The sequence below is a fragment of the Actinoplanes sp. NBC_00393 genome (assembly GCF_036053395.1).
In the GTDB taxonomy this organism is placed as follows: domain Bacteria; phylum Actinomycetota; class Actinomycetes; order Mycobacteriales; family Micromonosporaceae; genus Actinoplanes.
In genome coordinates, this window is the sequence record NZ_CP107942.1 from 3,396,013 (window position 1) to 3,418,980 (window position 22,968).

The 22,968-nt window shown below is 70.5% G+C and carries 22 protein-coding genes and 1 pseudogene; 11 read left to right on the forward strand and 12 right to left on the reverse strand.

Annotated features, from left to right (window positions below):
• Window positions 1-155: 155 nt before the first annotated feature.
• A complete protein-coding gene (locus tag OHA21_RS16030) occupies window positions 156-1,142 on the forward strand; it encodes a glycoside hydrolase family 5 protein (protein ID WP_328474748.1) in 987 nt (328 codons plus the stop codon).
• Window position 1,143: 1 nt separating this feature from the next.
• The gene (locus tag OHA21_RS16035) at window positions 1,144-2,007 is read left to right on the forward strand and encodes a family 43 glycosylhydrolase (RefSeq protein WP_328474750.1); all 864 of its coding nucleotides are present in this window, start codon (window positions 1,144-1,146) and stop codon (window positions 2,005-2,007) included.
• On the opposite strand, the gene OHA21_RS16040 is transcribed toward OHA21_RS16035, so the two are convergent.
• On the reverse strand, window positions 1,930-3,126 hold the full coding sequence (locus OHA21_RS16040; RefSeq protein WP_328474752.1) for a substrate-binding domain-containing protein: 1,197 nt from the start codon (window positions 3,124-3,126) through the stop codon (window positions 1,930-1,932). The two genes, OHA21_RS16035 and OHA21_RS16040, sit on opposite strands and share 78 nt — an antisense overlap.
• A gap of 126 nt (window positions 3,127-3,252) precedes the next feature.
• Here OHA21_RS16040 and OHA21_RS16045 point away from each other — a divergent pair, with 126 nt between their 5' ends.
• The 3 genes from OHA21_RS16045 to OHA21_RS16055 are packed head-to-tail and all read left to right on the forward strand — an operon-like array spanning window position 3,253 to window position 6,287.
• Complete coding sequence (locus OHA21_RS16045) at window positions 3,253-4,536, forward strand: glycosyltransferase family 4 protein (protein WP_328474754.1); 1,284 nt, start codon at window positions 3,253-3,255, stop codon at window positions 4,534-4,536.
• Between the two features lie 7 nt (window positions 4,537-4,543).
• Window positions 4,544-5,266 carry a class I SAM-dependent methyltransferase gene (locus OHA21_RS16050; RefSeq protein WP_328474756.1) on the forward strand — a complete coding sequence of 241 codons (723 nt, stop codon included), beginning with the start codon at window positions 4,544-4,546 and terminating at the stop codon, window positions 5,264-5,266.
• The gene (locus OHA21_RS16055) at window positions 5,253-6,287 is read left to right on the forward strand and encodes a prenyltransferase (protein WP_328474758.1); all 1,035 of its coding nucleotides are present in this window, start codon (window positions 5,253-5,255) and stop codon (window positions 6,285-6,287) included. Before OHA21_RS16050 ends, OHA21_RS16055 begins: the two co-directional genes overlap by 14 nt.
• Here OHA21_RS16055 and OHA21_RS16060 read toward each other — a convergent pair.
• On the reverse strand, window positions 6,258-6,878 hold the full coding sequence (locus OHA21_RS16060; RefSeq protein ID WP_328474760.1) for a class I SAM-dependent methyltransferase: 621 nt from the start codon (window positions 6,876-6,878) through the stop codon (window positions 6,258-6,260). The two genes, OHA21_RS16055 and OHA21_RS16060, sit on opposite strands and share 30 nt — an antisense overlap.
• 129 nt (window positions 6,879-7,007) lie before the next feature.
• Here OHA21_RS16060 and OHA21_RS16065 point away from each other — a divergent pair, with 129 nt between their 5' ends.
• Together OHA21_RS16065 and OHA21_RS16070 are read left to right on the forward strand one after the other, a co-directional pair.
• Entirely contained in the window at window positions 7,008-11,630 is a 4,623-nt protein-coding gene (locus OHA21_RS16065) for a hypothetical protein (protein ID WP_328474762.1), read from the forward strand.
• Window positions 11,627-12,670, forward strand: a complete 1,044-nt coding sequence (locus tag OHA21_RS16070; protein WP_328474764.1) for a DUF4034 domain-containing protein — start codon at window positions 11,627-11,629, stop codon at window positions 12,668-12,670. The genes OHA21_RS16065 and OHA21_RS16070 overlap by 4 nt, the downstream gene beginning before the upstream one ends.
• Here the strand turns inward: OHA21_RS16070 and OHA21_RS16075 are convergent, their stop codons facing one another.
• Together OHA21_RS16075 and OHA21_RS16080 are read right to left on the reverse strand one after the other, a co-directional pair.
• The gene (locus tag OHA21_RS16075; RefSeq protein WP_328474766.1) at window positions 12,671-13,285 is read right to left on the reverse strand and encodes a glyoxalase; all 615 of its coding nucleotides are present in this window, start codon (window positions 13,283-13,285) and stop codon (window positions 12,671-12,673) included.
• On the reverse strand, window positions 13,282-13,635 hold the full coding sequence (locus OHA21_RS16080; RefSeq protein ID WP_328474768.1) for a VOC family protein: 354 nt from the start codon (window positions 13,633-13,635) through the stop codon (window positions 13,282-13,284). The genes OHA21_RS16075 and OHA21_RS16080 overlap by 4 nt, the downstream gene beginning before the upstream one ends.
• Window positions 13,636-13,734: 99 nt before the next feature.
• On the opposite strand from OHA21_RS16080, the gene OHA21_RS16085 reads away from it, so the two are divergent.
• A complete protein-coding gene (locus tag OHA21_RS16085; protein ID WP_328474770.1) occupies window positions 13,735-14,862 on the forward strand; it encodes an ATP-binding protein in 1,128 nt (375 codons plus the stop codon).
• A gap of 146 nt (window positions 14,863-15,008) precedes the next feature.
• Here OHA21_RS16085 and OHA21_RS16090 read toward each other — a convergent pair whose 3' ends face one another.
• On the reverse strand, window positions 15,009-15,269 hold the full coding sequence (locus tag OHA21_RS16090; protein ID WP_328474772.1) for a hypothetical protein: 261 nt from the start codon (window positions 15,267-15,269) through the stop codon (window positions 15,009-15,011).
• Between OHA21_RS16090 and OHA21_RS16095 the strand changes: the two genes are divergently transcribed.
• Window positions 15,250-15,459, forward strand: coding sequence for a hypothetical protein (locus OHA21_RS16095; protein ID WP_328474773.1), 210 nt, complete (start codon window positions 15,250-15,252; stop codon window positions 15,457-15,459). The genes OHA21_RS16090 and OHA21_RS16095 overlap by 20 nt on opposite strands.
• Window positions 15,460-15,563: 104 nt before the next feature.
• Here the strand turns inward: OHA21_RS16095 and OHA21_RS16100 are convergent, their stop codons facing one another.
• The 6 genes and pseudogenes from OHA21_RS16100 to OHA21_RS52730 all read right to left on the reverse strand — a co-directional run.
• Window positions 15,564-16,103 carry an RICIN domain-containing protein gene (locus OHA21_RS16100; protein WP_328474775.1) on the reverse strand — a complete coding sequence of 180 codons (540 nt, stop codon included), beginning with the start codon at window positions 16,101-16,103 and terminating at the stop codon, window positions 15,564-15,566.
• 492 nt (window positions 16,104-16,595) lie between these two features.
• On the reverse strand, window positions 16,596-17,327 hold the full coding sequence (locus OHA21_RS16105; RefSeq protein ID WP_328474777.1) for a DinB family protein: 732 nt from the start codon (window positions 17,325-17,327) through the stop codon (window positions 16,596-16,598).
• 129 nt (window positions 17,328-17,456) lie between these two features.
• The gene (locus OHA21_RS16110; RefSeq protein WP_328474779.1) at window positions 17,457-18,641 is read right to left on the reverse strand and encodes an RNA-guided endonuclease InsQ/TnpB family protein; all 1,185 of its coding nucleotides are present in this window, start codon (window positions 18,639-18,641) and stop codon (window positions 17,457-17,459) included.
• Between the two features lie 232 nt (window positions 18,642-18,873).
• Entirely contained in the window at window positions 18,874-19,857 is a 984-nt protein-coding gene (locus OHA21_RS16115; RefSeq protein WP_328474781.1) for a GNAT family N-acetyltransferase, read from the reverse strand.
• Window positions 19,858-19,881: 24 nt separating this feature from the next.
• Entirely contained in the window at window positions 19,882-20,208 is a 327-nt protein-coding gene (locus OHA21_RS16120; protein WP_328474783.1) for a hypothetical protein, read from the reverse strand.
• 346 nt (window positions 20,209-20,554) lie between these two features.
• A pseudogene (locus OHA21_RS52730) lies at window positions 20,555-20,890 on the reverse strand (alcohol dehydrogenase catalytic domain-containing protein); the annotation flags it as partial.
• 91 nt (window positions 20,891-20,981) lie between these two features.
• Here OHA21_RS52730 and OHA21_RS16130 point away from each other — a divergent pair.
• Both OHA21_RS16130 and OHA21_RS16135 read left to right on the forward strand, forming a co-directional pair.
• Window positions 20,982-21,473: an Lrp/AsnC family transcriptional regulator gene (locus tag OHA21_RS16130; protein WP_328474787.1), complete on the forward strand. Its 492-nt coding sequence runs from the start codon at window positions 20,982-20,984 to the stop codon at window positions 21,471-21,473.
• Between the two features lie 203 nt (window positions 21,474-21,676).
• A complete protein-coding gene (locus OHA21_RS16135; protein WP_328474789.1) occupies window positions 21,677-22,171 on the forward strand; it encodes a RipA family octameric membrane protein in 495 nt (164 codons plus the stop codon).
• A gap of 552 nt (window positions 22,172-22,723) precedes the next feature.
• Here the strand turns inward: OHA21_RS16135 and OHA21_RS16140 are convergent.
• The gene (locus OHA21_RS16140) at window positions 22,724-22,957 is read right to left on the reverse strand and encodes a transposase (protein ID WP_328478431.1); all 234 of its coding nucleotides are present in this window, start codon (window positions 22,955-22,957) and stop codon (window positions 22,724-22,726) included.
• Window positions 22,958-22,968 lie beyond the last annotated feature (11 nt).

Sequence of the window (22,968 nt, forward strand, 5' to 3'; positions counted from 1 at the left end):
GCCGTACCTGCCCAGGCAGGATCCCCCGCGAGGAAGGACAGACGTTGACGATCCGACACGGCGCCAGATGGGCGGCCAGAACGTCGAACAACACCCGACACGAAAAGGCGGTGACGTCCCGCCGGCGATCACCGGGTCGGGTCCTGCTCAGCACCGTGACCGCGATAGCGCTGATCCCGGTCGCGGTGGTCGCCGGCGCGTCACCGGCCGGCGCGGTCACCAACCAGTTCAAGGGTATGAACTGGGCCGTGCTGGGTGACAACTTCAGCACCGGCCCGCTCGTCGTCCAAGGGTTGAGCCAGTCGGACAGCAACGCCACGGTCCGGCAGAAGGCCAACGCGCTCTACGACGACATGGCGGCGATGGGCGTGAACACCGTCCGGCTGCCGATCAACACGCACACCGTGGGGACGACCTGGTGGAACGCGTACCGGGGCGCCATCGACGCGGCCACGGCGCGCGGATTCAAGGTCATCCTGGCGTACTGGGAGGACGGGGCCGCCTCCGGCGGCAGAATCACCAACCTCGCCGCGTGGAACACGATGTGGTCCCGGGTCACCTACACGTACGGCTCGAACACCAACGTCTACTTCGAGCCGATGAACGAGCCGCACGGCTACAGCTCGACAGAGTGGCGCAACGTCGCCGCCAACTGGCTCAGCTACCACTACTCGGCCGTGCCGGCGCGGACCCTCATCGGCGGCACCGGCTACAGCCAGGACCTGCGGGACGTCTGCAACGACAGCCGGTTCAGCGGCACCCTGCTGTCGTTCCACCACTACGCCTTCTTCTACAGCGCGATGACCTACGACGCATTCCGCAGCCACATTCAGACCCGCCTCGGGAACTGCGCCTCCCGGGCGGTGGTGACCGAGTACGGCGCCCCGATGTCCACCGGCCTCAACTACGCCAACGCCGGCAGCACCGACAACTTCGTACGGCACATCCGCGCCGTCACCCAGGTCATGCGCGACAACCAGATGGGTGGTGTCTACTGGCCCGCGGTCGGCGGTAAGCCGACCGGCAGCCTCGGCTACGACCACTATTCGATGTTCGCTCTCAGCGGCAGCGGCACCGGCCTCAACCTGACGGTGCGCAACGCTTCCGGCCGTGACCGTATTCGCTACGGCTGGGGCCTCTGACATGAGACACCGTGTTCTGTCCGCGATGATCGGTGTGATCGCGTTCGTCCTCGGCGGCTTGGCGCTGCCCCAGCCTGCTTCGGCGGCCACCACGCTGATCTACACCACCTTCAAGGGTGACGGGGCCGCCGATCAGGAACTCTGGGTCTACCAGTCCACCAACGGCGGCACGAGCTACAACGTGCTGTACGACACCAACTTCCGCGGCCCGACCGGAGTGCTGCGCGATCCGAGCATCATCAAGCGAGACGGCACCTACTACATCGCCTACACCTGGCAGTCCTGGACGACCAACTCGACCTACTTCGCCGTCGCGCGCAGCACGGACCTGCGGAGTTGGACGAACATCGCCACCGTCGCGTCCGGGATCAGCAACACCCGCTTCACCTGGGCGCCCGAGTTCCACATCGACGGCAGCACCGTTCGGATCATCACCAGCGTCGCTCAGACCACCTGCTCCAACTGCTTCCGCCCGTACGTCTACACCGCCCAGAACAGCGCACTGACCTCCTGGAGCGGGCCGGTGCCGATGTCCGGCCTCGGCTTCAACCACATCGACACCTACGTGGTGAAGTCCGGCAGCACCTGGCACGCCTATGTCAAGAACGAGACCACCAAGTTCATCGAGCACTGGACGACCACCTCCAGCCTCACCAGCGGCTGGATCAACCGGGGCACGCTGTGGAGCTCCGGGTACGAAGGCCCGTCCCTGGTCCGCCTGGACGACGGCCGCTACCGCATCTACGTCGACAAGTACACCAACGGCGGCATCTGGACCGCGACGAGCTCAGACCTCAACTCCTGGACCGGGTTGAGCGCGGTCGGCTGCTCCGGCTGCCGGCACGGCACCGCCATCCCCCGCTGATCCGGCGAACCGCCGCGTCACTGGGCCGGGCCGCACCCGGCCCAGTGACGACTGGCGGACCACCAACTCCGGGACCACGACGATGCCCTGCGCCGGGCGGCGGTCACCGTCGAGCAGCCGCGAGACCATCAACTCGACCGCGACCCGGCCGACGTGGTTCTTCGACGGCCGGATCGCGGTGAGCGCGGGATCGGCGAGGTGGGCGATCTCGTCGTCGTAGGACACGATGGCCAGGTCGTCAGGTATGCCGATGCCGAGTTCGGCGCAGATGCGCGTCACCGCGATGGCGTGCGGGTCGCTGTGCACGATCAGCGCCGTGACGCCGGCGCGCAGGCAGCGGAGCAGGTTGTCGTGCAGCAGCTGGTGGTGGCCGGGATCGTCGAGGGCGACCGATTCGCGGATCACCGTCGCGTCCGGGATGCCCAGCTCCGCGCAGGCGGTGGCCCACCCGTGCATCAGGTGCTCGGAGGTCGGGCTGCCGTGGGCGAGCATCAGCGCGATCCGCCGATGTTCCTGCTCGTACAGGTGGTGCACGGCGATCTGCAGGCCCAGGGCGTGATCGCTGCGCACGTACTCGACCCGGCCCGGCGTGGAGGCCCAGTGCCGCGGTTTGCGTTCCACCAGGATCGCCGGCACGGGCAGCCGGCCGATCCAGTGCATCATGTGCCCGCCGTCGTCGGTGTCCAGGCTCGGGGCGAGCAGCAGGCCCTGCACCTGCTGGGCGTCGACGAGCCGGCTGATCTGCCGGCGGTCCTCCTGCGGGTCGTAACTGGAGCCACGCAACTGGACGGTCACCCCGAGTGCGGCGGCCGCCGCCTTGGCGCCGGCGATGATCGGCGGCCAGTAGAAGTCCAGCGACGGCACCACCATGCCGATGGTGAACGTACGCCCGATCGGCTGCGGCCGGTTGACGGGGCGTGCCTGCGGCGGCAGCGTCGCGCCGCCGTGCACCCGGGTCACCAGGTTGCGCGCGGCCAGCATGGTGATGTCACGGCGGACGGTCTGTTCGCTGACGGCGAGGGCTCTGGCGAGGTCGCGGACCCGCACCACGCCCCTGCGCCGCAGCTCGTCAAGCACATGTTCGTGGCGTTGCACTTGAAACAGCGGCTCTTCCGACACGGCGCCCTCCGTCCGGCCGGTAGAGATGATGCCCGATTGCGCGTCGGCGAGTGCGTCGGGGTGCCGTGCGAACGTTCGTTACCTGCCAGTAGTGATCGTTTGCGTCCGGCCGCTTAGGGTCAGGTGGTGATCGCCGCGCCTGTTCGCATCGCCCTGCTGTCGTATCGGAGCAAACCGCACAGCGGCGGTCAGGGGATCTATGTCCGGCACCTCTCCCGGGAGTTGGTGCGGCTCGGCCATCAGGTGCAGGTGTTCTCCGGTCCCCCGCTTCCCGATCTGGACGACGGGGTCGGCCTGACTGTCCTGCCGAGCCTGGACCTCTACCGCGAACCCGATCCGTTCCGGACGCCGCGGTTCAACGAGTTCCGCACGCCGATCGACGTGCTGGAGTGGGCGTCGATGTGCACCGGCGCGTTCCCGGAGCCGCTGACGTTCTCGCTGCGGGCGTGGCGGCATCTGCGGCACCGGCTGGGCGACTTCGACATCGTGCACGACAACCAGTGCCTCGGGTACGGGCTGCTGCCGCTCGGCCGTTCGGGCACACCGCTGGTCGCGACCATCCACCATCCGATCACCGTCGACCGGGACCTGGAACTGGCGGCGGCACCGGACTGGAAACGGCGGCTGTCGCTGCGGCGCTGGTACGCGTTCACCCGCATGCAGGCCCGGGTGGCGCGCAACCTGCCGTGGCTGACCACCGTGTCGCACGCCGCCCGCGACGAGATCGTCGAGGCGTTCCGGGTGCCGGCCGAGCGGCTGCGCGTGATCGGCGTCGGCGTGGACGTCGACACGTTCAGCCCGGCTGAAGGAAGCCTGGCCGACGGAGAACCGGCCGGGACCACCACGCCGCGTAGCGCCCGGATCCTGGCGGTGGCCAGCGCCGACGTACCCCTCAAGGGTCTCGCCGAGTTGATAGAAGCCGTCGCCAAACTGCGGACCGGCCGCGATGTCGAACTGGTCGTCGTCGGGTCGGCCCGCCCGCAGGGCGCGGCCGCGCGGGCGATCACGCGGCTGGGCCTGGACGACGTGGTGCGGTTCGTCTCCGGGATCTCGGATCAGGAGCTCGCCAACCTTTTCCGGTCAGCCACGGTGGCCGCCGTGCCGTCGCGGTACGAGGGTTTCTCGCTGCCCGCCGTCGAAGCGATGGCCTGCGGGGTGCCCCTGGTAGTCACGACGGCCGGTGCCCTGCCCGAGGTGACCGGCGCGGACGGGCTGGCGTCGCTGCACGTGCCGCCGGGCGACGTGGAGGCCCTCGCCGCCGCGCTCGGCCGGCTGCTCGACGACGAGCCGCTGCGCCGGCGGCTGGGCGAGAACGGCCGCCGCCGGGCGGTCGAGCATTTCACGTGGCGGCGGACCGCGATCCGCACCGCCGACTGGTACGCCGAAGCAATCGCCGCGAAAGGCAGGTAGAACACCGTTGCTGACCGTCGACTACGACCGGCTGGACGTGCGGCCGGGGATGCGGGTCCTCGACCTGGGGTGCGGCGAGGGCCGGCACACCTTCGAGGCGTACCGGCGCGGCGCCGACGTCGTCGCCCTGGATCTGAACGCGAAGGACCTGGCGACGACCGCGTCCTGGTGCACGGCGATGGAGCTGGCCGGGGAGGCGCCGGCGACGGCGAGCTTCACGACGATCCAGGGTGACCTGCTGTCGCTGCCGTTCCCGGACGCGAGCTTCGACCGCATCATCGCCTCGGAGGTGCTCGAGCACATCCCGGACGACGCAACGGCGATCGCCGAGCTGACCCGGGTGCTGCGGCCGGGCGGCCGGGCGGCGGTGACCGTGCCGCGCTGGCTGCCGGAACGGGTCTGCTGGGCGCTGTCCGACGAGTACCACGCCAACGAGGGCGGGCACGTGCGCATCTACAAGGAGGACGAGCTGGCCGACCGGTTGCGGCAGGCCGGGCTGACCGTGACCGGCAACGGGTACGCCCACGCGCTGCACAGCCCGTACTGGTGGCTCAAATGCGCGATCGGTGACGCCGCCCCCACCAAGGCCTACCACCGGATGCTGGTGTGGGACATCGTCGACCGGCCCGCCGTGACCCGGCTGCTGGAACAGGCCCTGAACCCGCTGATCGGCAAGAGCGTCGTCATCTACCTCGAGAAATACGAGGTGATGGCCGATGTCGGCGCCTGACCTGCCCGATGTGCTCAGCACCGGCCAGATCCTCGCCACCGTGGCCGGCATCGCCGCCGAGCAGCAGGCCGACGGCCTGATCCCCTGGTACGCGGGCGGCCAGGCCGACCCGTGGGACCACGTCGAAGCCGCCATGGCCCTCGACGTCGGCGGCGAACACGATCGGGCACAGGCGGCCTACGACTGGCTGCGCCGCACCCAGCGCACGGACGGGTCGTGGGCGTCGCGGTACGACCCGGGCGGTGTGGTCGCCGACGCGACCGCCGAAACGAACCACGCCGCCTACGTCGCCGTCGGGTGCTGGCATCACTGGCTGTGCACCGGCGACCACGGATTTCTGGAGCGGATGTGGCCGACCGTGCGCCGGGCCCTGGACTTCGTGGTCGGCTGCCAGGCCGACGCCGGGCAGATCTGGTGGGCGGCCGGCGATCAGGTGGCGCTGCTGACCGGCTGTTCGAGCATTCATCAGGCGCTGCGTCGCGGCACGGCGATCGCCGAGCTGGCCGGTGAGCCGCAGCCCGACTGGGAGTTCGCGGCCGACCTGCTGGCAGCCGCGATCCGCGACCGGCCGGAGGTCTTCGCCGACAAGAGCCGCTTCTCGATGGACTGGTACTACCCGATCCTGGGCGGCGCGGTGCGTGGACCGGTGGCGCGGCAACGCATCGAGCAGCGGTGGGACGAGTTCGTCGTACCCGGCCGCGGCGCCTACTGTGTCGCCGACCAGCCGTGGGTGACCGGCGCCGAGACCTGCGAACTGGCGCTGGCCCTGGACGCGATCGGCGAACGGTCCGCGGCCCGGGAACTCGTCGCGGCGATGCAGCACCTGCGGGAGGACGACGGCTCCTACTGGACCGGGCTGGTGCTGACCGACGGCGTCCGCTGGCCGGTGGAACGCACCACCTGGACAGCGGCAGCGGTCGTGTTGGCGGTCGACGCCCTGCACGGGCAGCATCCGCGCTCAGCGATCTTCCGCGACGCCGCCGAACCGAACTCAGCGGTCCCGGCGCAGCAGCCGCAGTGATCCCTGCCCGGTCAGCTCGGTGTAGGTGCCCGAGTCGAGAGCCTGCCGGTAGATGCGGTACGGCGCCTGCCCACCGTCGGCCGGGTCGGCGAACACGTCGTGAATGGCCAGGACACCGCCCACCGTCAGGTGCGGCGCCCAGCCGGCGAGGTCGCGCTGCGCGGACTCGTCGGTGTGGCTGCCGTCGAGGAACAGCAACGCCAGCGGCGTCGCCCACAGCCGGGCGACATCCTCCGCGCGCGCCACGACGGCGACGACCACATCCTCGGCGCCGGCCGCCGCGATCGTGCGGCGAAAGCCCGGCAGGGTGTCGATCAAACCGACGGCCGGGTCGACCAGGTGCGGATCGTGATACTCCCAGCCCGGCTGATGCTCCTCGGACCCACGGTGATGATCCACGGTCACCACCTTGCCGCCGCGGACACGAGCAGCCGCGGCCAGATACAGCGTCGACTTCCCGAGGTAGCTGCCGACCTCGAGGATCGGGCCGTCCGGCGCGGCGAGCGCGGCCTGCGCGAGGGCGGCCCCTTCGTCGGCGGGCATGAACCCGGTCGCTTCGGCGGCGGCCGCCAGCAGATCCGCATCAAGCATCGCCACATGATAGGAGCCGAAGATCAAACCCGCAGATGGACGGCGTACGAAGCCTTGCGGGTTCTCGCCTGGCCCGGCCTCGTGAGGTTGGATGGATGGTGCGTTGCGGCCGCCCCGGAGGGAGGCGAGATGCCAGGTCCGGTGCCGGAGCAGACGGTGACGGCCACCGTGGCCCGTTACGTCGACCAGCCGCGATTCCACCGCCGTGGGTGGCTGGCCGACGAGGTGCAGGCGGCGCTCGACCGGCCGCAGGTGCGGTTCGTGGTGGTCACTGGGGCGCCGGGGGCCGGCAAGAGCACGTTCCTGGCGCAGTTGGCCCGCGAGCATCCGCGGTGGCCGAGCTGCTTCAGCCGTGCCGATCAGCGGTCTCCGTCGGGTGCCTCCGGCGCCCGGGGTGTGCTGTTGCAGATCGGCTGGCAGCTGGCCGCGGCATGGCCGCACTTGTTCTCCCGGGAGTGGGTGCGGATCAGTGTCGAGCAGCGGCTCGGCACGCTGTCCGCCGGGGCTTCGGCCGTGGGGGCCGAGGTCGGCCGCATCCTGGCGTCGCCGTTTCACCGGTACGCGATCCGGGTGAGCCAGGACGTCGAGACGGCTGACGGGGAGTTGGCCGGGGTGCGGGTCGACGAGCTGGTCACCGACCCGGCGCTGCTCACCATGGATCAGCTCGAGCAGATGGCCCTGCGCGAGCCGGCCGCCGCGCTGGCCGGCCGGTCCGCCGAGCACCTGGTGATCCTCATCGACGGGCTGGACGAGTTCCGGTACCGCAGCACGGACGAGCCGTTGGTGAGCTGGCTGACCGGGATCGACGTGCCGGCCAACGTCCGGTTCGTGCTCACCTCCCGGCCGCCGGACGCCGACCTGCGGATGCTGCTCAGCAAGCGGTCTGACCAGCTGTGCCGGCTGACGATCGACGACGACGACCCTCGGGTGCGGCAGGACGCGGTCAGCTATGCCCGTGGACTGGCCGCGTCCCCGGTCCTGGCGCAGCGGCCCGCCGGGCAGCGGGCCGCGTTCGTCTCCCGGTCGACGGCCCGCGCCCACGGCAACCTGGGCTATCTCGACGCGTTGGCGCGGACGCTGGAGCACGGACGGGCCGACGTCGCGGCGCTGCTCACCCTCGACTCGTTGCCCGAAGAACTGGCGGGACTGTACGGCTTCCTGCTGCTGCAGGTCCGCTCCCACCTGATCCGCGACCGGATCCGGGTGGCGGATCCGGGCGGCGAGGACCATCTGGCCGACCGGTGGTCCGCGGTGGTACGCCCGCTGCTGGCCACCCTGGCCGTGGCGTTCGAACCGCTGCCACTCGACCGGCTGGCTGCCCTCGCCGGCCTGCCGGTCGAGCTGGCGGACGTGGCCGACTCCGTCGAGTGGCTGGCGCCGTTCCTGGCGACCACCGGTGAGGCGTTCGCCCTGTACCACGGTTCGCTGCAGGAGTTCCTGACCGATCCGGCCACCGGTGAACGCACCGAGACCGCGGCGCTGCACGTCGAGCCGCGTCGCTGGCACGCCCGGGTCGCGGGCCGGCTGTGGCGGGAAAAGGAGCAGGACGGCGCGCCTCGCGACGACTACGGCGTCGGGTATCTGGCCGAGCATCTGGCCGCCGCCGAGGACGACGACCGGCTCCGGCTTCTGATCGATACCGCGTGGCTGGCGGAGCTGAACCGCCGGACCGGCAGCGACGCCGAGTTCCTGTTCGATGTGGCGGTCGCCGCCGAACGCGCGGCAACGGGCGGCTCACCGGTGGAGCGGGTGCGTCTCGCCGTGGTCGGCACCGTGATCCGCGAGCGCGCCGATCGGTTCACCGACGACGACCTGACCCTCCTGGTGCTACTCGGCCACGGCGTCCAGGCCTGGTCGTACGCGTTCGCCCGCCGCCAACCCGAGAAGATCGCGGCGGCGCTGTCGGGTGTGCTGCTCGCGGAGTCCGCCCGTGGAACGCTGCTGCCCGCCGCGGTCGACCACCTCGAAGGCATCGCGGGCGAGATCGCCGACATCGCCCTGCGGGCGCAGGTCCTGACGACTGCCGCCGCGTTGCGCACCGAGGCGGGCGACCCGGTCGCCGAGGAGAGCTTCACGGCCGCGCTGAGCACCGCACGGGAGGTGACGGCGCGGCCCACCCGGGCCCGGCTGCTGCTGCACATCGGCCTGATGATGCGCGAGGCCGGTGACACCCGAGCCGACGAGACGATCACCGAGGCGACCACGCTGGCCGTTGCGGTGCGCCCCGACCCGCACGCCTGGGGCCGCCCTTCGGTGCAGGTCAGCCCGCGCCACGGCGACTGGCTGCGGCGTGATCTCGCGGGAGCCCTCGCGGATGCCGGCCTGCCGGAGCAGGCCGAGGCGTTGGCCGCCCACATCGACGACCGGGTGACCCGCGGCCGGGCGATGGTGGACGTCGTACGGGCCAGGGTGCGGGCGGACGACCTGGCGGGCGCTAGCCGGGCCGCGGCGGGGATCGACTTCGACCTGCACCGCGACCACGCCGGCCGGCTGTTGACCGGCGCGTACGCGGCGGCCGGTGACGTCGACCGGGCGAGCGCAGAGCTGGCACGGATCGGACGCTCCGACGTTCGTGGTCCGGCCACGGTGACCTTCGCCCTCGGCCTGGCACGCTCCGGCGCCCCACAGGCCGCCGTCGACGCGGCCTTGACCACACCGGATACCCGGGCCGCCTACGCCGCAGCCGCCGCGGTCCTGGCCGGAACGACTCCCCTTGACACACAGCCGCCGCACGGCGATCGCGACACCGGGTGGCTGATGGTCCTGGCCTTCGCCGCCGCCGGACAGCCGCACGAGGCCGCCCGGATCGCTGCGGAACTCCTCCCGCAGCACGTCGCCACCGAGCCCGAACCGGCCTCCGACGACGACGAATGGGGCAGCACCGCCGAGACGCAGGCCCTGTTGGAGGAGATTTACGACCTGCGGGTCGACGCCGATCCGTTCGGTCTGCCACCTCGCCCCGACGCTGTCGACACCGCGGTCGGGATGCTGCGCGCCGCCGGCACGCACCTCGTCGACGGCAGGCGGGTGGCCGAGGCCGAGGCACTGGTGCCGCTGATCGCTGATCCGCACGAGGCGTCGCAGCTGCGCCGGACGATCGCGATCGACCTGGCCGGCCGCGGCGACCCGCGAGCCGCGGACCTGTGGCCCGCAGCCGGCCCGCCCGCGCTGTCACCAGCGGAGGCGTCTGTTGCCGTTCTCGCCGCCGTCGGTGCCGGGCTCGCCCAGATCACCGATCCGCGGGCGGCCGCGGTGCTCGACGCCGCCGAACAACGCGGCCTGGCCCTGCCCGCCTCCCCCGGCCACGACACGGAACTGGCCGAGCTCTGCCGTCACCTGAGCGCGGCCGGCCGGTTCACCGCCATCGGCCGGATCGTGCTGCGGATCCGCGACGAACAGGCGCTGGCGTCGGCGTATCGGCACCTGCTGGTCGGGTTGGTGCAGGACGGGCGCGACGACGAGGTGGAGGAGCACGTCGAACGGCACGGCCTGCAGACTCTGCCCGAGGACGCGCGGTGGACTGTCGGCGTGGCCCGGCTGCGCGGTGGACGGACCTCGGCCGGAATCGCCGCCCTCGCGACACTGACCAGCCCGTACATCCAATCGTCCGCGGTCACCGGCGCGACCACCGCGCTGCTGGAGACCGGACAGTACCGCACGGCGGTGCGGCTCCTGCTCGACCTGCCGTGGCACGACGAGATCGCCGCCCGCTACTGGGCCCAGCTGGTCGCCGCGGCGCAACCGTTCGCGCCGGTGGCGGACGCGCTGCTCACGCTCGACCCGCAGGAACGCGAGCAGGTGCTGGGCGATGTGGCGCTCAGTGTGGCGCGCGCCGGCCGCCACGTCGAACTCGACTGGCTCGCCAAGGCTCTACCCGCAGAACAGCTGGCGCAGGCGGCACTGCTCGCGGCGCGGGCCGCGGCCGCCGCCGGTGACGCCGGGCAGGCGCAGGCCTGGCTGGACCGGATCGCGGATCCCGAGATGGCCGCCGTCGCGTACTGTCTCGCCGCCGGCGAACTGGTACGCGCCGGTGCCGCAGCGGCCGCATCGATGCTGCAGGGCGCGCAGCAGGCGGTCGCAGCCCTGGAACCGAACGCGCGCGCTGCCGCCCTCCCCTGGCTGTCCTGGGCCCTGCTACCCACCGACGCCGAGCAGGCGGACCGCCTCCTCGACGAGATTCTGACGGAGGTGCAGGCGGAGATCGGGCATCCGGCCCGTTCGCTGATGCTGATGCAGACCGCGGTGCAGCTGGCGGAACTCGGCGATGCCAGGGCGGTCCGCTACCTGGACACGCCGGAGGAGGTGTCGATGGCTCAGCTCGCCATGACGCTCACCGAGGCCGGATGCTACGAGGAGGCTTTGGCCGTCGCGCATGCCGAGGTCAACGACCCGGACCGGACCCTGCTGGCGACCACCTCGGCGCTGCTGACGGCCGGCGAACTGGACCGGGCGCTGGGCGCGGTGCGGGAGCTGGCCGACCCGGACAGCCGGCAGGAGACGGCCCTGGCCGTCGCGGCAGCACTGGCCGGCGACGGCCGCGTCGATGAGGCCGTCGGCGTAGCCGCCGACTACGGAACCGAGGCGCTGCTGCAGGCGTTGATCGGCTGGGCGGCGCAGTTCGATCGGGCGGGCCGCGACTACGCCGAGGTGGTGTCGGCCGCGACCACGGTCGCCGGCTGGAACGACGCCCGCTGGGCCGCGATCCACGACGCGCTGGCAGAGCTGCGGGTGGTTTACGATCGTCGATCATGATCTCGACCCTGTGGCTGCTGCTCACCCGCCAGATCGACACGAATCCGGCCCAGGACGACGCCGCGCTGCGCGAGGCCTGCGTGCAGGCGCGCTACGGCACCGACACCAGCCTCGCCCGGGAGGCGCTGGCCCGGACCCGGGGCAGCCACAACCTGCGGGCCCGCTACCTGCGTGTGCTGGCCGAATCGACCGCCGGCGGGCTGGGATCACGCATCGACCGCGGCACCGGCCAGGTCGACACCACGGCCGCCTGGACCGACAAGTGGGCGGCCGGCTTCCCCACCGACCCGGACGCCCACCTCGTGCGCGCCCGATCCCTGCAGGCCCGGGCCTGGGAGGTCCGCGGCGACGGCTGGGCCAGCACGGTCAGCGAGCAGCAGTGGGCCGAGTTCCACCGGCTGCTGCACCTGGCCGACGAGGTCAACGACGTGGCGATGCAGCTCGCACCGCAGGACCCCACCCCGTGGGCGACCCGGCTGCGCATGCACATCGATCTGGGCGCCGAGCCGGACGAGGTCGACGATACCTGGGAGGAACTGACCCGGCGCGCCCCGCGGCACCGGGAAGGACACGTGCTCAAGATGACCTACCACTGCCGCAAGTGGAGGGGCTCGCACGAGCAGATGTTCGGCTTCGCCCGCTCGGCCGCCGCCACGGCGCGGGACGGCTCACCGCTGCACCTCCTGCCGGTCCGTGCCGCCGCCGAGTGGGCGCTGTGGGAGCAGAAACGGGTCGACCCGCAACGCAGCGCCGAGGAGATCGGCGAGCTGTGGCGCCAGGACCCGGTCATGCAGTCGGAACTCGACACCGCGCTGTCCCGCTGGTTCCACCAGCCCACCAGCCGGCAGGGCGCCGACTGGCTGGACGATGCGAACTTCCTGGCGTACGGGCTGGCCCGCACCGGCCGCCACGCTGAGGCCGCGCCGGTGTTCGCCGCGATCGGCAAGTACGTGACCGGCGTGCCGTGGGGCTGGTGGAGCGACACCCGCGGCGCCGATCATTTCGTCCGCGCCCGCCGCCGCGCCCGCCGGGCCGCCTGATCAGGGACGTGCCGGCTCCCAGGCGAACCCGTCCGGGTCGGTCTTCGGCGCGGTGCCGCCGCCGAGCACGATGCGATGGGATCCGGTGCCGTCCACGGCGACCCCGGCGGCCTTGGCCAGGGCCTTTCTTTTCAACAGCGACAATCTCACCGTACGCGCGGGAGCTGCGAACTCGACGTACTTGCTCCCGAAGCTGCGCCCGACCGTCAGCCCGCTCTCGACATAGAACCGCTTGGCGGCGGCCACGTCGGCCACCCCCAACTGGATCACGACGTCGTCGATCTGCCGGGTGGCCGGGCCGGTGTCCTTCTTCGACGACGACGCGACCGTCACGATCGTCCCGTCCGGGGCCCGCACGACACCGCCGTAGCCGAACAGCGACTTCTCGGCCGGCTTCACCGCGGTGGCGCCGGCGGCGAGCGCCGCGTCGACGAGCGCATTGACGTTCGCCGGCTGGGCGACGATCAGCGACAGGGTGAACCCGCGGAAGCCGGTCGTCGGCTCCTGCGAGGCCCGGACCCGAACCCAGGCGCCCAGGCCGAGGACGTCGGTGTAGAAGATTTTGGCAGCGGTCGCGTCGGCGACCTCGAGGGTGATGTGCTCGACGCTGGTCATGACGGGTTCCTTTCGAAGCTCTGGAGGAGGCCGAGGACGTTGCCGCTGGGGTCCTCGACGATGGCGGCCAGCTGTCCGGCGCCGACGTCCTTGACGTCCTGACGCGTACGCCAGCCGGCGGCGACGGCCGCGCGCAGGCTCGCGGTGACGTCATCGACGTGGCAGTAGCCGACGGGACCGGTCATCCCGTGGTTGTGGCCGTTGGGATCCAGGCCGATCTCCTGGTCCCCGACCCGGAAGCCGACGTAGTAAGGCTCGTCCGCGTACGGCTCCACGCCCAGCACGGTGCCGTACAGCGCCTTGGCCGCGGCCAGGTCCCGTACCGGAACGATGATCGTCTTGATGGGCATGCCAACAGCCTGCCGCCGGCCGGGTACGGCCGGCATCCGTGCCGAGCACGGAGAGCACCACGGAGAAAGACACCGCGGGGGTACGCGAGAATGGCTCCCGTGTCGAAACAGCAAGCCACGGCGGGGATCTCGCCACGCGAAGCCGAGATCCTCTCCCTGGTCGGCGAGCACCGCAGCAACGCCGAGATCGGCGCCCAGCTGTTCATCTCGGTGCGCACGGTGGAGACCCACGTGTCGTCGCTGCTGCGCAAGCTGGACGCGGCGGACCGCCGCGCTCTCGCCGACATCGCCGCCCAGCTCACCCGGCCCTCGCACACGCCGGTCGCCCTGCCGACACCGCTGAGCCCGTTCATCGGCCGCGCCCGGGAACGCGACGCGCTGCAGCGCGCCGTCACCGCGCACCGCCAGGTCAGCGCCGTCGGCCCCGGCGGCGTGGGCAAGACCCGCCTCGTCCTGGCGGTGGCCGCTGACCTGACCGGCGTCTTCCCCGACGGCGTGTGGTTCGTCGACCTGGTGCCGGTCACCGACCCGGCCATGGTGGCGGCAGCGGTCGCGGCCGCGCTCGGCCTCGGCGAACAGCAGGGCCGCAGCATCCACGACGCGGTACCGGCCGCCCTCACCGACCGGCGCGCCCTGCTGGTGCTGGACAACTGTGAACACGTGGCCGACGGGGTCGCGCCGTTCGTCGAACGGCTGCTGGTGCGCTGCCCGCAGGTGAGCGTGCTGGCCACCAGCCGGGCCCGGCTCATGGTGCCGTTCGAGTGGGTCTACCAGGTGCCGCCGCTGTCGCTCGACGGCGAATCGGATGCGGTCGCCTTGTTCCGCGACCGGGCCGCCGCGGTGGGCTGGACGGTCTCGGACGCGCAGGCCGGCCAGGTCGCCGACCTGTGCCGCAAGCTCGACGGCGTGGCGCTGGCGATCGAACTGGCCGCCGCCCGCCTGCCCACCCTCGGGCTCGACGGCCTGGTCCTGGGTCTCTCCGACCACCTGCGGCTGATCGTCGGCGGATACCGGGCCGACGACCGGCACCGCTCGGTGCGGGCCATCTCGACTGGAGTCAGGCGCTGCTCACCGGCGACGACCTGGCCCTGCTGCGCCGGGTCGCGGTGTTCGTCTCCCCCTTCACCGCCATGGCCGCCGCGACCGTCGCCGGCTTCGACCCGCTGTCTCCGGGCCACGTCGTCGAAGGCCTGGCACGGCTCGCCGATCAGAGCCTGCTCGGCGTGACCGCGCCGGCCGGCGGCACCCGCTATCGGGCCTTGGAGACCATCCGGCAGTACGGAACCGAGCAGCTTCTTGCGGCCGGCGAGCAGGACGCCACGCTCGCCCGGCATCTGCGCTGGTGCCTGGAGACCGCCGAGGACCTCGCCGCCTCAGGGAAGGAAGGCTGGCGGGCCAGGTTCGACGCGGTCGCCGACGACCTGCGGGCGGCCCTGAGCTGGGCCGCCGACCGACCCGACCAGCGTGCCGACGCGCACCGGCTGGCTCTGCTGCTCGCCGGCCTGGCCTTCGACCGCAACCTGATCGGCGAGTCCCAGCAGCGCTACGAGCAGGCGGCCACCCTCGCCGACGATCCCGCTGCCCTGCGGCTGGCCGCGAGTGTGGCCGCGTGCCGTGCTGGCCGGCCATCCCAAGGCCGCCGACCTGCTGACCGAGACCCGCTCGCTCGTCACCGGCAACCCCATTGCCGTCGCACTGCTCGACCGCGCCGCCGCACTGCTGAACGACGACAAGGACGGCATCCTCGCCACGGCCGCCGTGTTCGAGGCCGCAGGCTGCCGCTACCAGCAGAACCGGACGCTCCTGCTGGCCGACGCCGGCTGACCGACAACTCCGCACTCGACGGCCAGGCCGACCAGTTGGTGTGGCCGGGCCCGCCCGTTTACCCGCAGACGCCGCGAACGAGAGGGAAAGAGTGGGTCAGGCCGCTACCAGAAGGTCCAACGGAACCGCGCGGAATTGGCGTAGCTCGAGCACGAAGCCACATACGCCTTGGTCACGTCGCTGCTGCTCTGACCCATGCAGAGAAATCCGGGGCGCGCGTTCTCGATGATGTAGCGTTCCGCGGCTCCCGCCGGTGAAACCCTCAACCGCGACCACCTCTGTTTGGCCGGCAGATCGGCCCGGCAGTATTCGGCGTACACCCGGTTGGTTTCGGCTGCCCCCTCGGGAGCGGACAGGCACCAGCGCAGGCCGGTGGCGGGATCCCAGCGGTTGTTGACCACCCGGTACCAGCCGTTGCCGACGGCCTCCCAGCCCCAGTTCTGATTGCCTTCGTTGTGACACGGAGTCCAGGTGTACACGGTTATGGTGGCGCCGGCGGCGTTGAAATGCTGGTCGACGCAGTAACCGGTCTGGACGTTCTGGATGTGTTGGGCGCCGGCCGCAAGTGCCTTCGACGCTGTGACGAGACTGCCCGCCAGCGCCAGGACGGCCAGGGCCAGGATCGTTGTGATCTTGCGGTACATATAGATACCCCCGTATCTCGAGCCTCCGTCGTAGCAGCCCGGAGGCGTCCCGGAGGCCCTTCTGTCGTTGATCGCGCAACATGAAGTCCCGCAAACGCCGACCTGCGGCGCCGGGGCCCGCGGCAGCACGGCCGATCCGCGGGCTGAAAGGCCAACTCCTACCCATTGCTGCCGGCGGGCGGACCTGTGCACTTTCGGCGCTCGACCACGAGGATTGCCACCGAGACGGGGATCATGGCAGCGGCGCCGACCAGCGCCTTGACAGCCGTGGGAGCTTCCCAGGTGAAGCCCGAGACCGTAACCGCCAGCAGAGTCAGCAGGTAGGCGACGTGCAAACGACAGGGCATGCGGCCACGGTAGCAAAGACGGTCATCGATGGTCGCCCACGAGCTGTCGGACGGATGAGGAGCTACAGCGGCTACCCGGCGCAGGTCCGAGCGCGCGCGGACAGCGGCCCTGAGCGGTCGCTCATCCTGGTGGGATCCTTCGGGATCAACGCAGACGAGCAAGATCCCGTCGGATGTAGCGCAGGTGCGCCCATTCCTCCTCCAGGATCACGCGAATGCAGTCACCGACGCTGGGACGCCAGTCACCGCCGCCCCACGGGTTCTCGCGTTGCTCAGCGAGTAGCTCCGGGGTGGCCGTCGCCAGGAAATCGGCCACCAGCCGCTGTCGCTCGGCACGCACCTCGAGGATCTCCGTGTAGGCCGGCGGGTCCACACGGAAGATCGACATGTCGAAGCCCATCTCGCCGGCACCGCTGAAGATCTGGCCGATCTCGTGGAACGGCTGTGGCACCCGCAGGATCGCGCCGCGCAGCCAGGCGTCGGTCGCCAGGATCAGGTGCCGCAGGGTCTGGGCCAAGGACCATTCGTCTTCGACGTGGGCGTCCACCAGGTCCGGCGGCGTGCCCGCCACCGTCGTCTGCCACGCGGACTGCACGGCGACCCATCCCTCGCGCAGTCCCTCGGGTGTCTGCGCCTTCTGCAGTTCGCGTCCCGGGAACTGCCGGTTGAGCTCGGCATCCACAAGCGGCACCACGTCGACCCCGTTGACGAAGAGGCTGCCGAAGAACAGGTCGTGACTGTCGATGTCGAGTCCGTCCACGTCTACGCCGCGCATCGTCACACCGCTGACATCGGAGAACCGCAGGGTGGCGCCCTTGAAACTGGCCTTGACGAAGGTCGCGCCCTCGAACTCCTTCGTTCTGGAATACGTCGTCATCGCTCTATCATTACGGCTGCCGAGGACAGGCATGCGCCGGCCGGGACACGCGATCCGTCCCCTCGCGTACACCACCGCACGGAGGCGTCGCAGCGTGACTGCTCCCCGTCCTGAAGGACGGGGCTTCGCCTAAACCTTGACGGGTTCGGGCTGAGACGCCAGCCCGCGTCTCAATACGTTGATCGCGCCGACGATGTCGGCGTGGTCGGTGTAGCCGCAGCCCTGGCAGGCGAATTCGGCTTGGGTGCGGCGGTTCTGTTTCGCGGCGTGCCCGCACTCGGGGCAGGTCTGGGAGGTGTGGGCAGCGTCCACGGCAATCGTGGTCCGTCCGGCGCTTTCAGCCTTGGCGGTCAGGATTCGCAGGAACGCAGCCCAGCCCGCGTCCAGGATGCTCTTGTTCAGCCCGGACTTCTGGGCCACGTTGGTACCCGGCTCCGTCACTGTCCCGGACGCCGAGCGGGTCATGTTGTCGATGCGCAGCTTCTCGTGGGCGATCACATCGTGGGCGCGGACCAGTGTGAGGGCGCTCTTGTGGTGGAAGTCGGCGCGCTGCCGGCGGATCTTGGTGTGGATCGCCGCGACCTTCGCGCGGGCTTTCGCCCGGTTGTGGGAACCCCGCGTCTTGCGGGACAGGGCCTGCTGCGCGGCGGCCAGCTCACCGGCCATCGTCTGGACGAACCGGGGGTTCGGCTCGTGCCGGCCGTCGCTGGTGGTCAGAAACGATACGACACCCATGTCGATCCCGGCCTTGCTGCCGGTCTGCGGCAGCGTCAGGGCGGGCACGTCGTCGCACGACAGCACCACGTACAGGCGCTTGCCCGCACGCTTGAGCGTGATCGTCTTGACCCGGCCCTCGACCTTGCGATGCGCGCGGACTTTGACGTGCCCGATGCCTTGCAGATAGACCCGTACGTGATCGCTGTCCGGGGTGCAGTTCCACCGGCAGCCATCCCCGTCCTTCGGCCACTGCACCGAATCGAACCGGCCGCGACCCTTGAACCGCGGATAGCCCGGCGCCTGCCCGGCTTTCACCCGGCGGAAGAAACCGTCGAACGCCTTGCTCAACCGCCGCAACGTCGCCTGCTGCGACGAGAACGACCAACGGCCCTGTCCCTGCAGGTCGGCGCGGCGGATCTCCTTGAGCTGCCCGGACTGCTGCCCGTACCGGATCGTCACCCCCGCCTTGCGATAAGCGGTCCGCCGTTCCTCCAGGGCCGCGTTATACAAGATCCGGTGGTCCTCGATGCAGGCAAACGCCCGCTGCACCTGCCCCGAAGTGGGACGCAACAGGAACACGTACGCACGCCGCGCCACCTCGCCCACCCCTCCCTGAAGACGATCCCGGCCCTGAACCTAGCGGCCGGGTACGACACAACAACGGCCCCTGGCATGCCCGGCGAGGATCACCACCGCCCTGAAGGACGGCGTACCCTCCTCGCATGCCGATGGCTGAAACGCGCATTCTCGGCAGCAGTTCCTGATGCATCCTGGCGCGGATCGTCACGTGAACGCATCCGGGGCCGGCTGGTCGGTCGTGAGGATCGGCTCATGGGCGGTCGTCGTCCCATGCTGCCGCGCTGATGCGCCAGCCGGCGTCGGTCCGCACGAACTGCATCGACTTCATTCCGCCGCCTGCGTACGGGACGCCGTTGCTGCGGCCCTGCTTGACGTACCTGCCGAACCACTGCGCGATGTCGCCGAACACGTCCAGCCGGCCCAGCCGGGCCTGTTCGTGGAAGTCGGTGAGCGTGCCGTCGGTGAGGATGGCTCGCCGCGGCTCGATGAACGCGTCGACGTCGTACACCTCGGGTTTCGTGCCGCACGTCCGGACGATGACGGCTCCGGGCAGCATCGCGTCGCGAAGTGCCGCCATCTGCTCGTCGACTCTGGAGCCGGAGGTGAAGGCGTCGAAGTAGCAGCGGATGAGGTGGTGGATCTCCTCCTGGTCGCTGCGGGTCGGTGCCGGCGTGCGCCAGTTCTCCTCGGTCAGCGCGAAGAGGAGCTGGGTGGCCCAGCCGCCCTTGAACCAGACGTTGTCGGCCAGCCGCCCTTCCTGGGTGAAGCCGAGGCGTTGCAGGAGCCGGGCCGAGGACTCGTTGTCCTCGACGCACACCGCGGTGATGCGGTGCAGGCCCAGATCCTCGAAGCCCAGGCGCAGCATCTCGGCGGCGGCTTCGGCGGCGTATCCCCTGCCCTGATGGGCGCGTCCGAGCACGAAGCCGAGCTCGCCCTGCTGGTGCTCGGCGCTGGCCCACTTCAGCAGGACCTCGCCGATCACGGTCGTCGTCTCGCGCGACTCCACGGCGAGGACCAGCCACTGACCCGGTTCGGTGAGAGGGCCCTGGTCCAGCTTCAGGGTGAGCGCAGCGTTCGTCGACTCCCGGTCGCGCAGGGGCCAGGGAAGGAACCGCACGACCTCGGCATCGCCGTGGAATTCGAGCAGGTCGTCGAGGTCGTCGGCGCGGTGCGGCCGCAGCGCCAGCCGGGGCGTCAGGATCGGGTATCCGGGCCGGAACGCTTCGTGGATCATGTGACTCCTCTGGTCGTACGGCGGTCAGGGCCGGATCGCGATCTTGACTGCCTGGCGGGTGTCCATGGCTCGGTAGGCGGTGGCGACGGCGTCGAGGGGAATCTCGGCAGAGAAGACGGGTGACGGGTCCAGTTGCCCGGCGAGGACGTCGGCGAGCAGGGGCTGCAGGTAGCGGCGGGCCGGGGCGACCCCGGCCCGCAGGGTGATGTTGTGGCGGAACAGCCGGTAGAGGTCGACGTGGTCCACACTGTTGGGAACGCCGACGGAGCCGATCGTGCCGCCGGGCCGGACAAGGTCGATCGCGAGGTCGAGGGCGGACTGGGTTCCTGCACATTCGGCGACGCCCGGCACGCCACCCCCGGTCGCCTCCCTGATGAGGCCGACGGTCGTGAGGTCGTCCGCGGAGAAAGACGTCAGTCGCCCCTATGCGTGTGGCGAGAGCGCTGCGGCCGGTGTGACGGCCGACGAGGATGATCCGTGCCGCTCCGGCCCGGCGTGCGGCGAGCACCGCGCAGAGCCCGACGGCGCCGTCGCCCACGACGACGGCGGTCGCACCGGGCCGGACTCCGGCCAGGGCGATGGCGTGGGTGCCGGTCGCCAGCCGGCGCAACAGCTCCGCATCGGCGTCCGCGCACACCGGGACGAGCGTCGCGTCGGCGAACGGCACGCGGACCGCCTCGGCCTGGCCTCCGCCGTTGCCGCCACCCCAGAAGCCGCCGGCCGGGCAGGAGGTGAACCAGCCGTCGCGGCATGCGGGGCAGGTTCCGTCCGCGAAGGCGAACGGGGCCATGACGAGGTCACCCGGCCGGACCCGGGCGACGGCCGCGCCGACCTGCTCGACGACTCCGATCCACTCGTGTCCCATGCGATCACCGGGTGTGAACGACTCCTGGCCCCGGTAGGGCCACAGATCGGAGCCGCACACAGCGGCCAGAAACACCCTCACCACGGCGTCATCGTCGTGCTCGATCACCGGGTCGGGAACGTCGATGACGTCCACCCGGCCGGGTCCCTGCAGCACCGTCGCCTTCATGGTGGATCACAGTAAGCTGCAGCAGATCCGTCGCCCATGGCATTTCGACGGGATATAGGGTCATTCGCCGTCGATAAGGAAACGATCGCCCATGACAGCCGACAGAACGTCGACCTGGGACTCCGCCGATCTCGCGATCATCCGGGAACTGTCCCGGGACGGGCGGATCAGCGTCGCCGAGCTGGGCCGCCGTGTGTCGCTGAGCCGCCCGGCGGTCGCCGAGCGGATACGGCGCCTGGAGGACTCCGGTGTCATCCGCGGCTACGGGGTCCACCTCGACCTCGCCCGGCTCGGGCTGGGCCTGCGCGCCCAGGTGTCCCTGCGTCCCCGGCACCGTTCCATCCGCGGCGCCAAGGCGCTGCGTGAGCAGTTGCTCGCCATCGGGCACGTGCTCTCGTGCGTGCATGTCACCGGGCACAACTGCTATGAGCTGAGCATCGCTGTGCGGGACGCGGAGCACCTGGAAGAGGTCATCGAGCGCCTCACGGAACTGGGCGACACCACCACCGGCGTCGTACTCTCCGAACCCGTGCACCCGCGTGACGTGGACATCGCCGGATGGGTGTCGACAGACGGCGGTTGACGCCGCGATCGGCGAGCCGGCGGAAGGGGGCCTCGTGCGGTCCAGGGGTCGAACGATCAGGCTTGTCTCAACGGCGGCCGGCGCCGGAACGGATCGTCGCCTGAACCGGCGGCAGGTCTGCGCAGGGACCTTGAAGCCGACGACGCTGACGTGTTGCACTCACCTGGCTCAATGGGAGGTGGGCGGACCCGGAGGTGGCGATCATGGATGGCTCGACTGTCGATGCGAACGGCGCGCCCGAAAGTCTGGTGCGTGTTCCCGAGGGCGAACCCCGAGACTCCATTCAGCCGGACAGCCTCGACATCGAAGTGTTCAAGGTGGTCGCCGAGCATTTCAGACAAGACCTGCGGGAGTATTGGGTCCGGAACAACATGTATCTTCTGATCACCGGCATCCTGGTCTCGGTGTTCGCCTCGCTGGGGAACAAAGAGGGATACGGATTGGCTCTACCGGCATTCGGTCTGCTCGTAAGCGTATTCTGGTTCGCTGTCGCGTACGGGAGCACCCGGTGGCTCCAAATCTGGCGTGACGAGCTTTGCGCGATTGACCGCGAAGTTGATCGCTTTCAAGTCTATTACCGTGTCGAGCAACGTAGAAGAGTGATCGGCAAAGTGCGCTCCCCGTCTTGGATCACTCAATTCCTGCCGCTGGCGGTGGGAGCCGGATGGCTTGCCCTTCTCCTTGTTTCGGTAGTGTGAAATCAGGCGGGGTTACGGCAGGCGACTTTGCGTATTGGACAGACACACAGCTGGCCGCCTGGTCTCGCAGCCACAGCGCTCCGCACCGCCGGGATCACCAACACCGCCGCCGCCAACCGCCATCACGCCCGCGACAGCACCCGGTTCACTCGCCCTACTCGGCATCATCTGACGACTTCGCCGGGGTCCGGGCTGCTGGGGCGACTGCAGCATCGGGCAGTTAGGAAGAGCGACAGGGGCGCACATGATGACGGCGGTTCCGGGACCGTGCCACCTGCGATAACTCGGTCCGAAACGCCGACCGGATCATCTGTGAGGCTTGGCGGTGACCTGGCTGATCGACTCGAGCCGTTCGACGGCCGCGGTCGAGGACGCGATGGTTTACGAGGTGGCGTTCGTCGATCAGAGTGGTGTAGGTCGGGACTTTCGTTCCAGAGGTGGGAGGGTCGGCGCGCGAAGCGGGTTCCGCGGTTTCCGTGGTGCCGGCAGCGTTCATGCCAGACGTCGTAGTGTCACGGTGACTGCTCCCCGTCCTGAAGGACGGGGCTTCGCCTAAACCTTGACGGGTTCGGGCTGAGACGCCAGCCCGCGTCTCAACACGTTGATCGCGCCGACGATGTCGGCGTGGTCGGTGTAGCCGCAGCCCTGGCAGGTGAACTCGGCTTGGGTGCGGCGGTTCTGCTTCGCGACGTGCCCGCACTCGGGGCAGGTCTGGGAGGTGTGAGCGGCGTCCACGGGAATCGTGGTCCGTCCGGCGCTTTCAGCCTTGGCGGTCAGGATTCGCAGGAACCGGAACC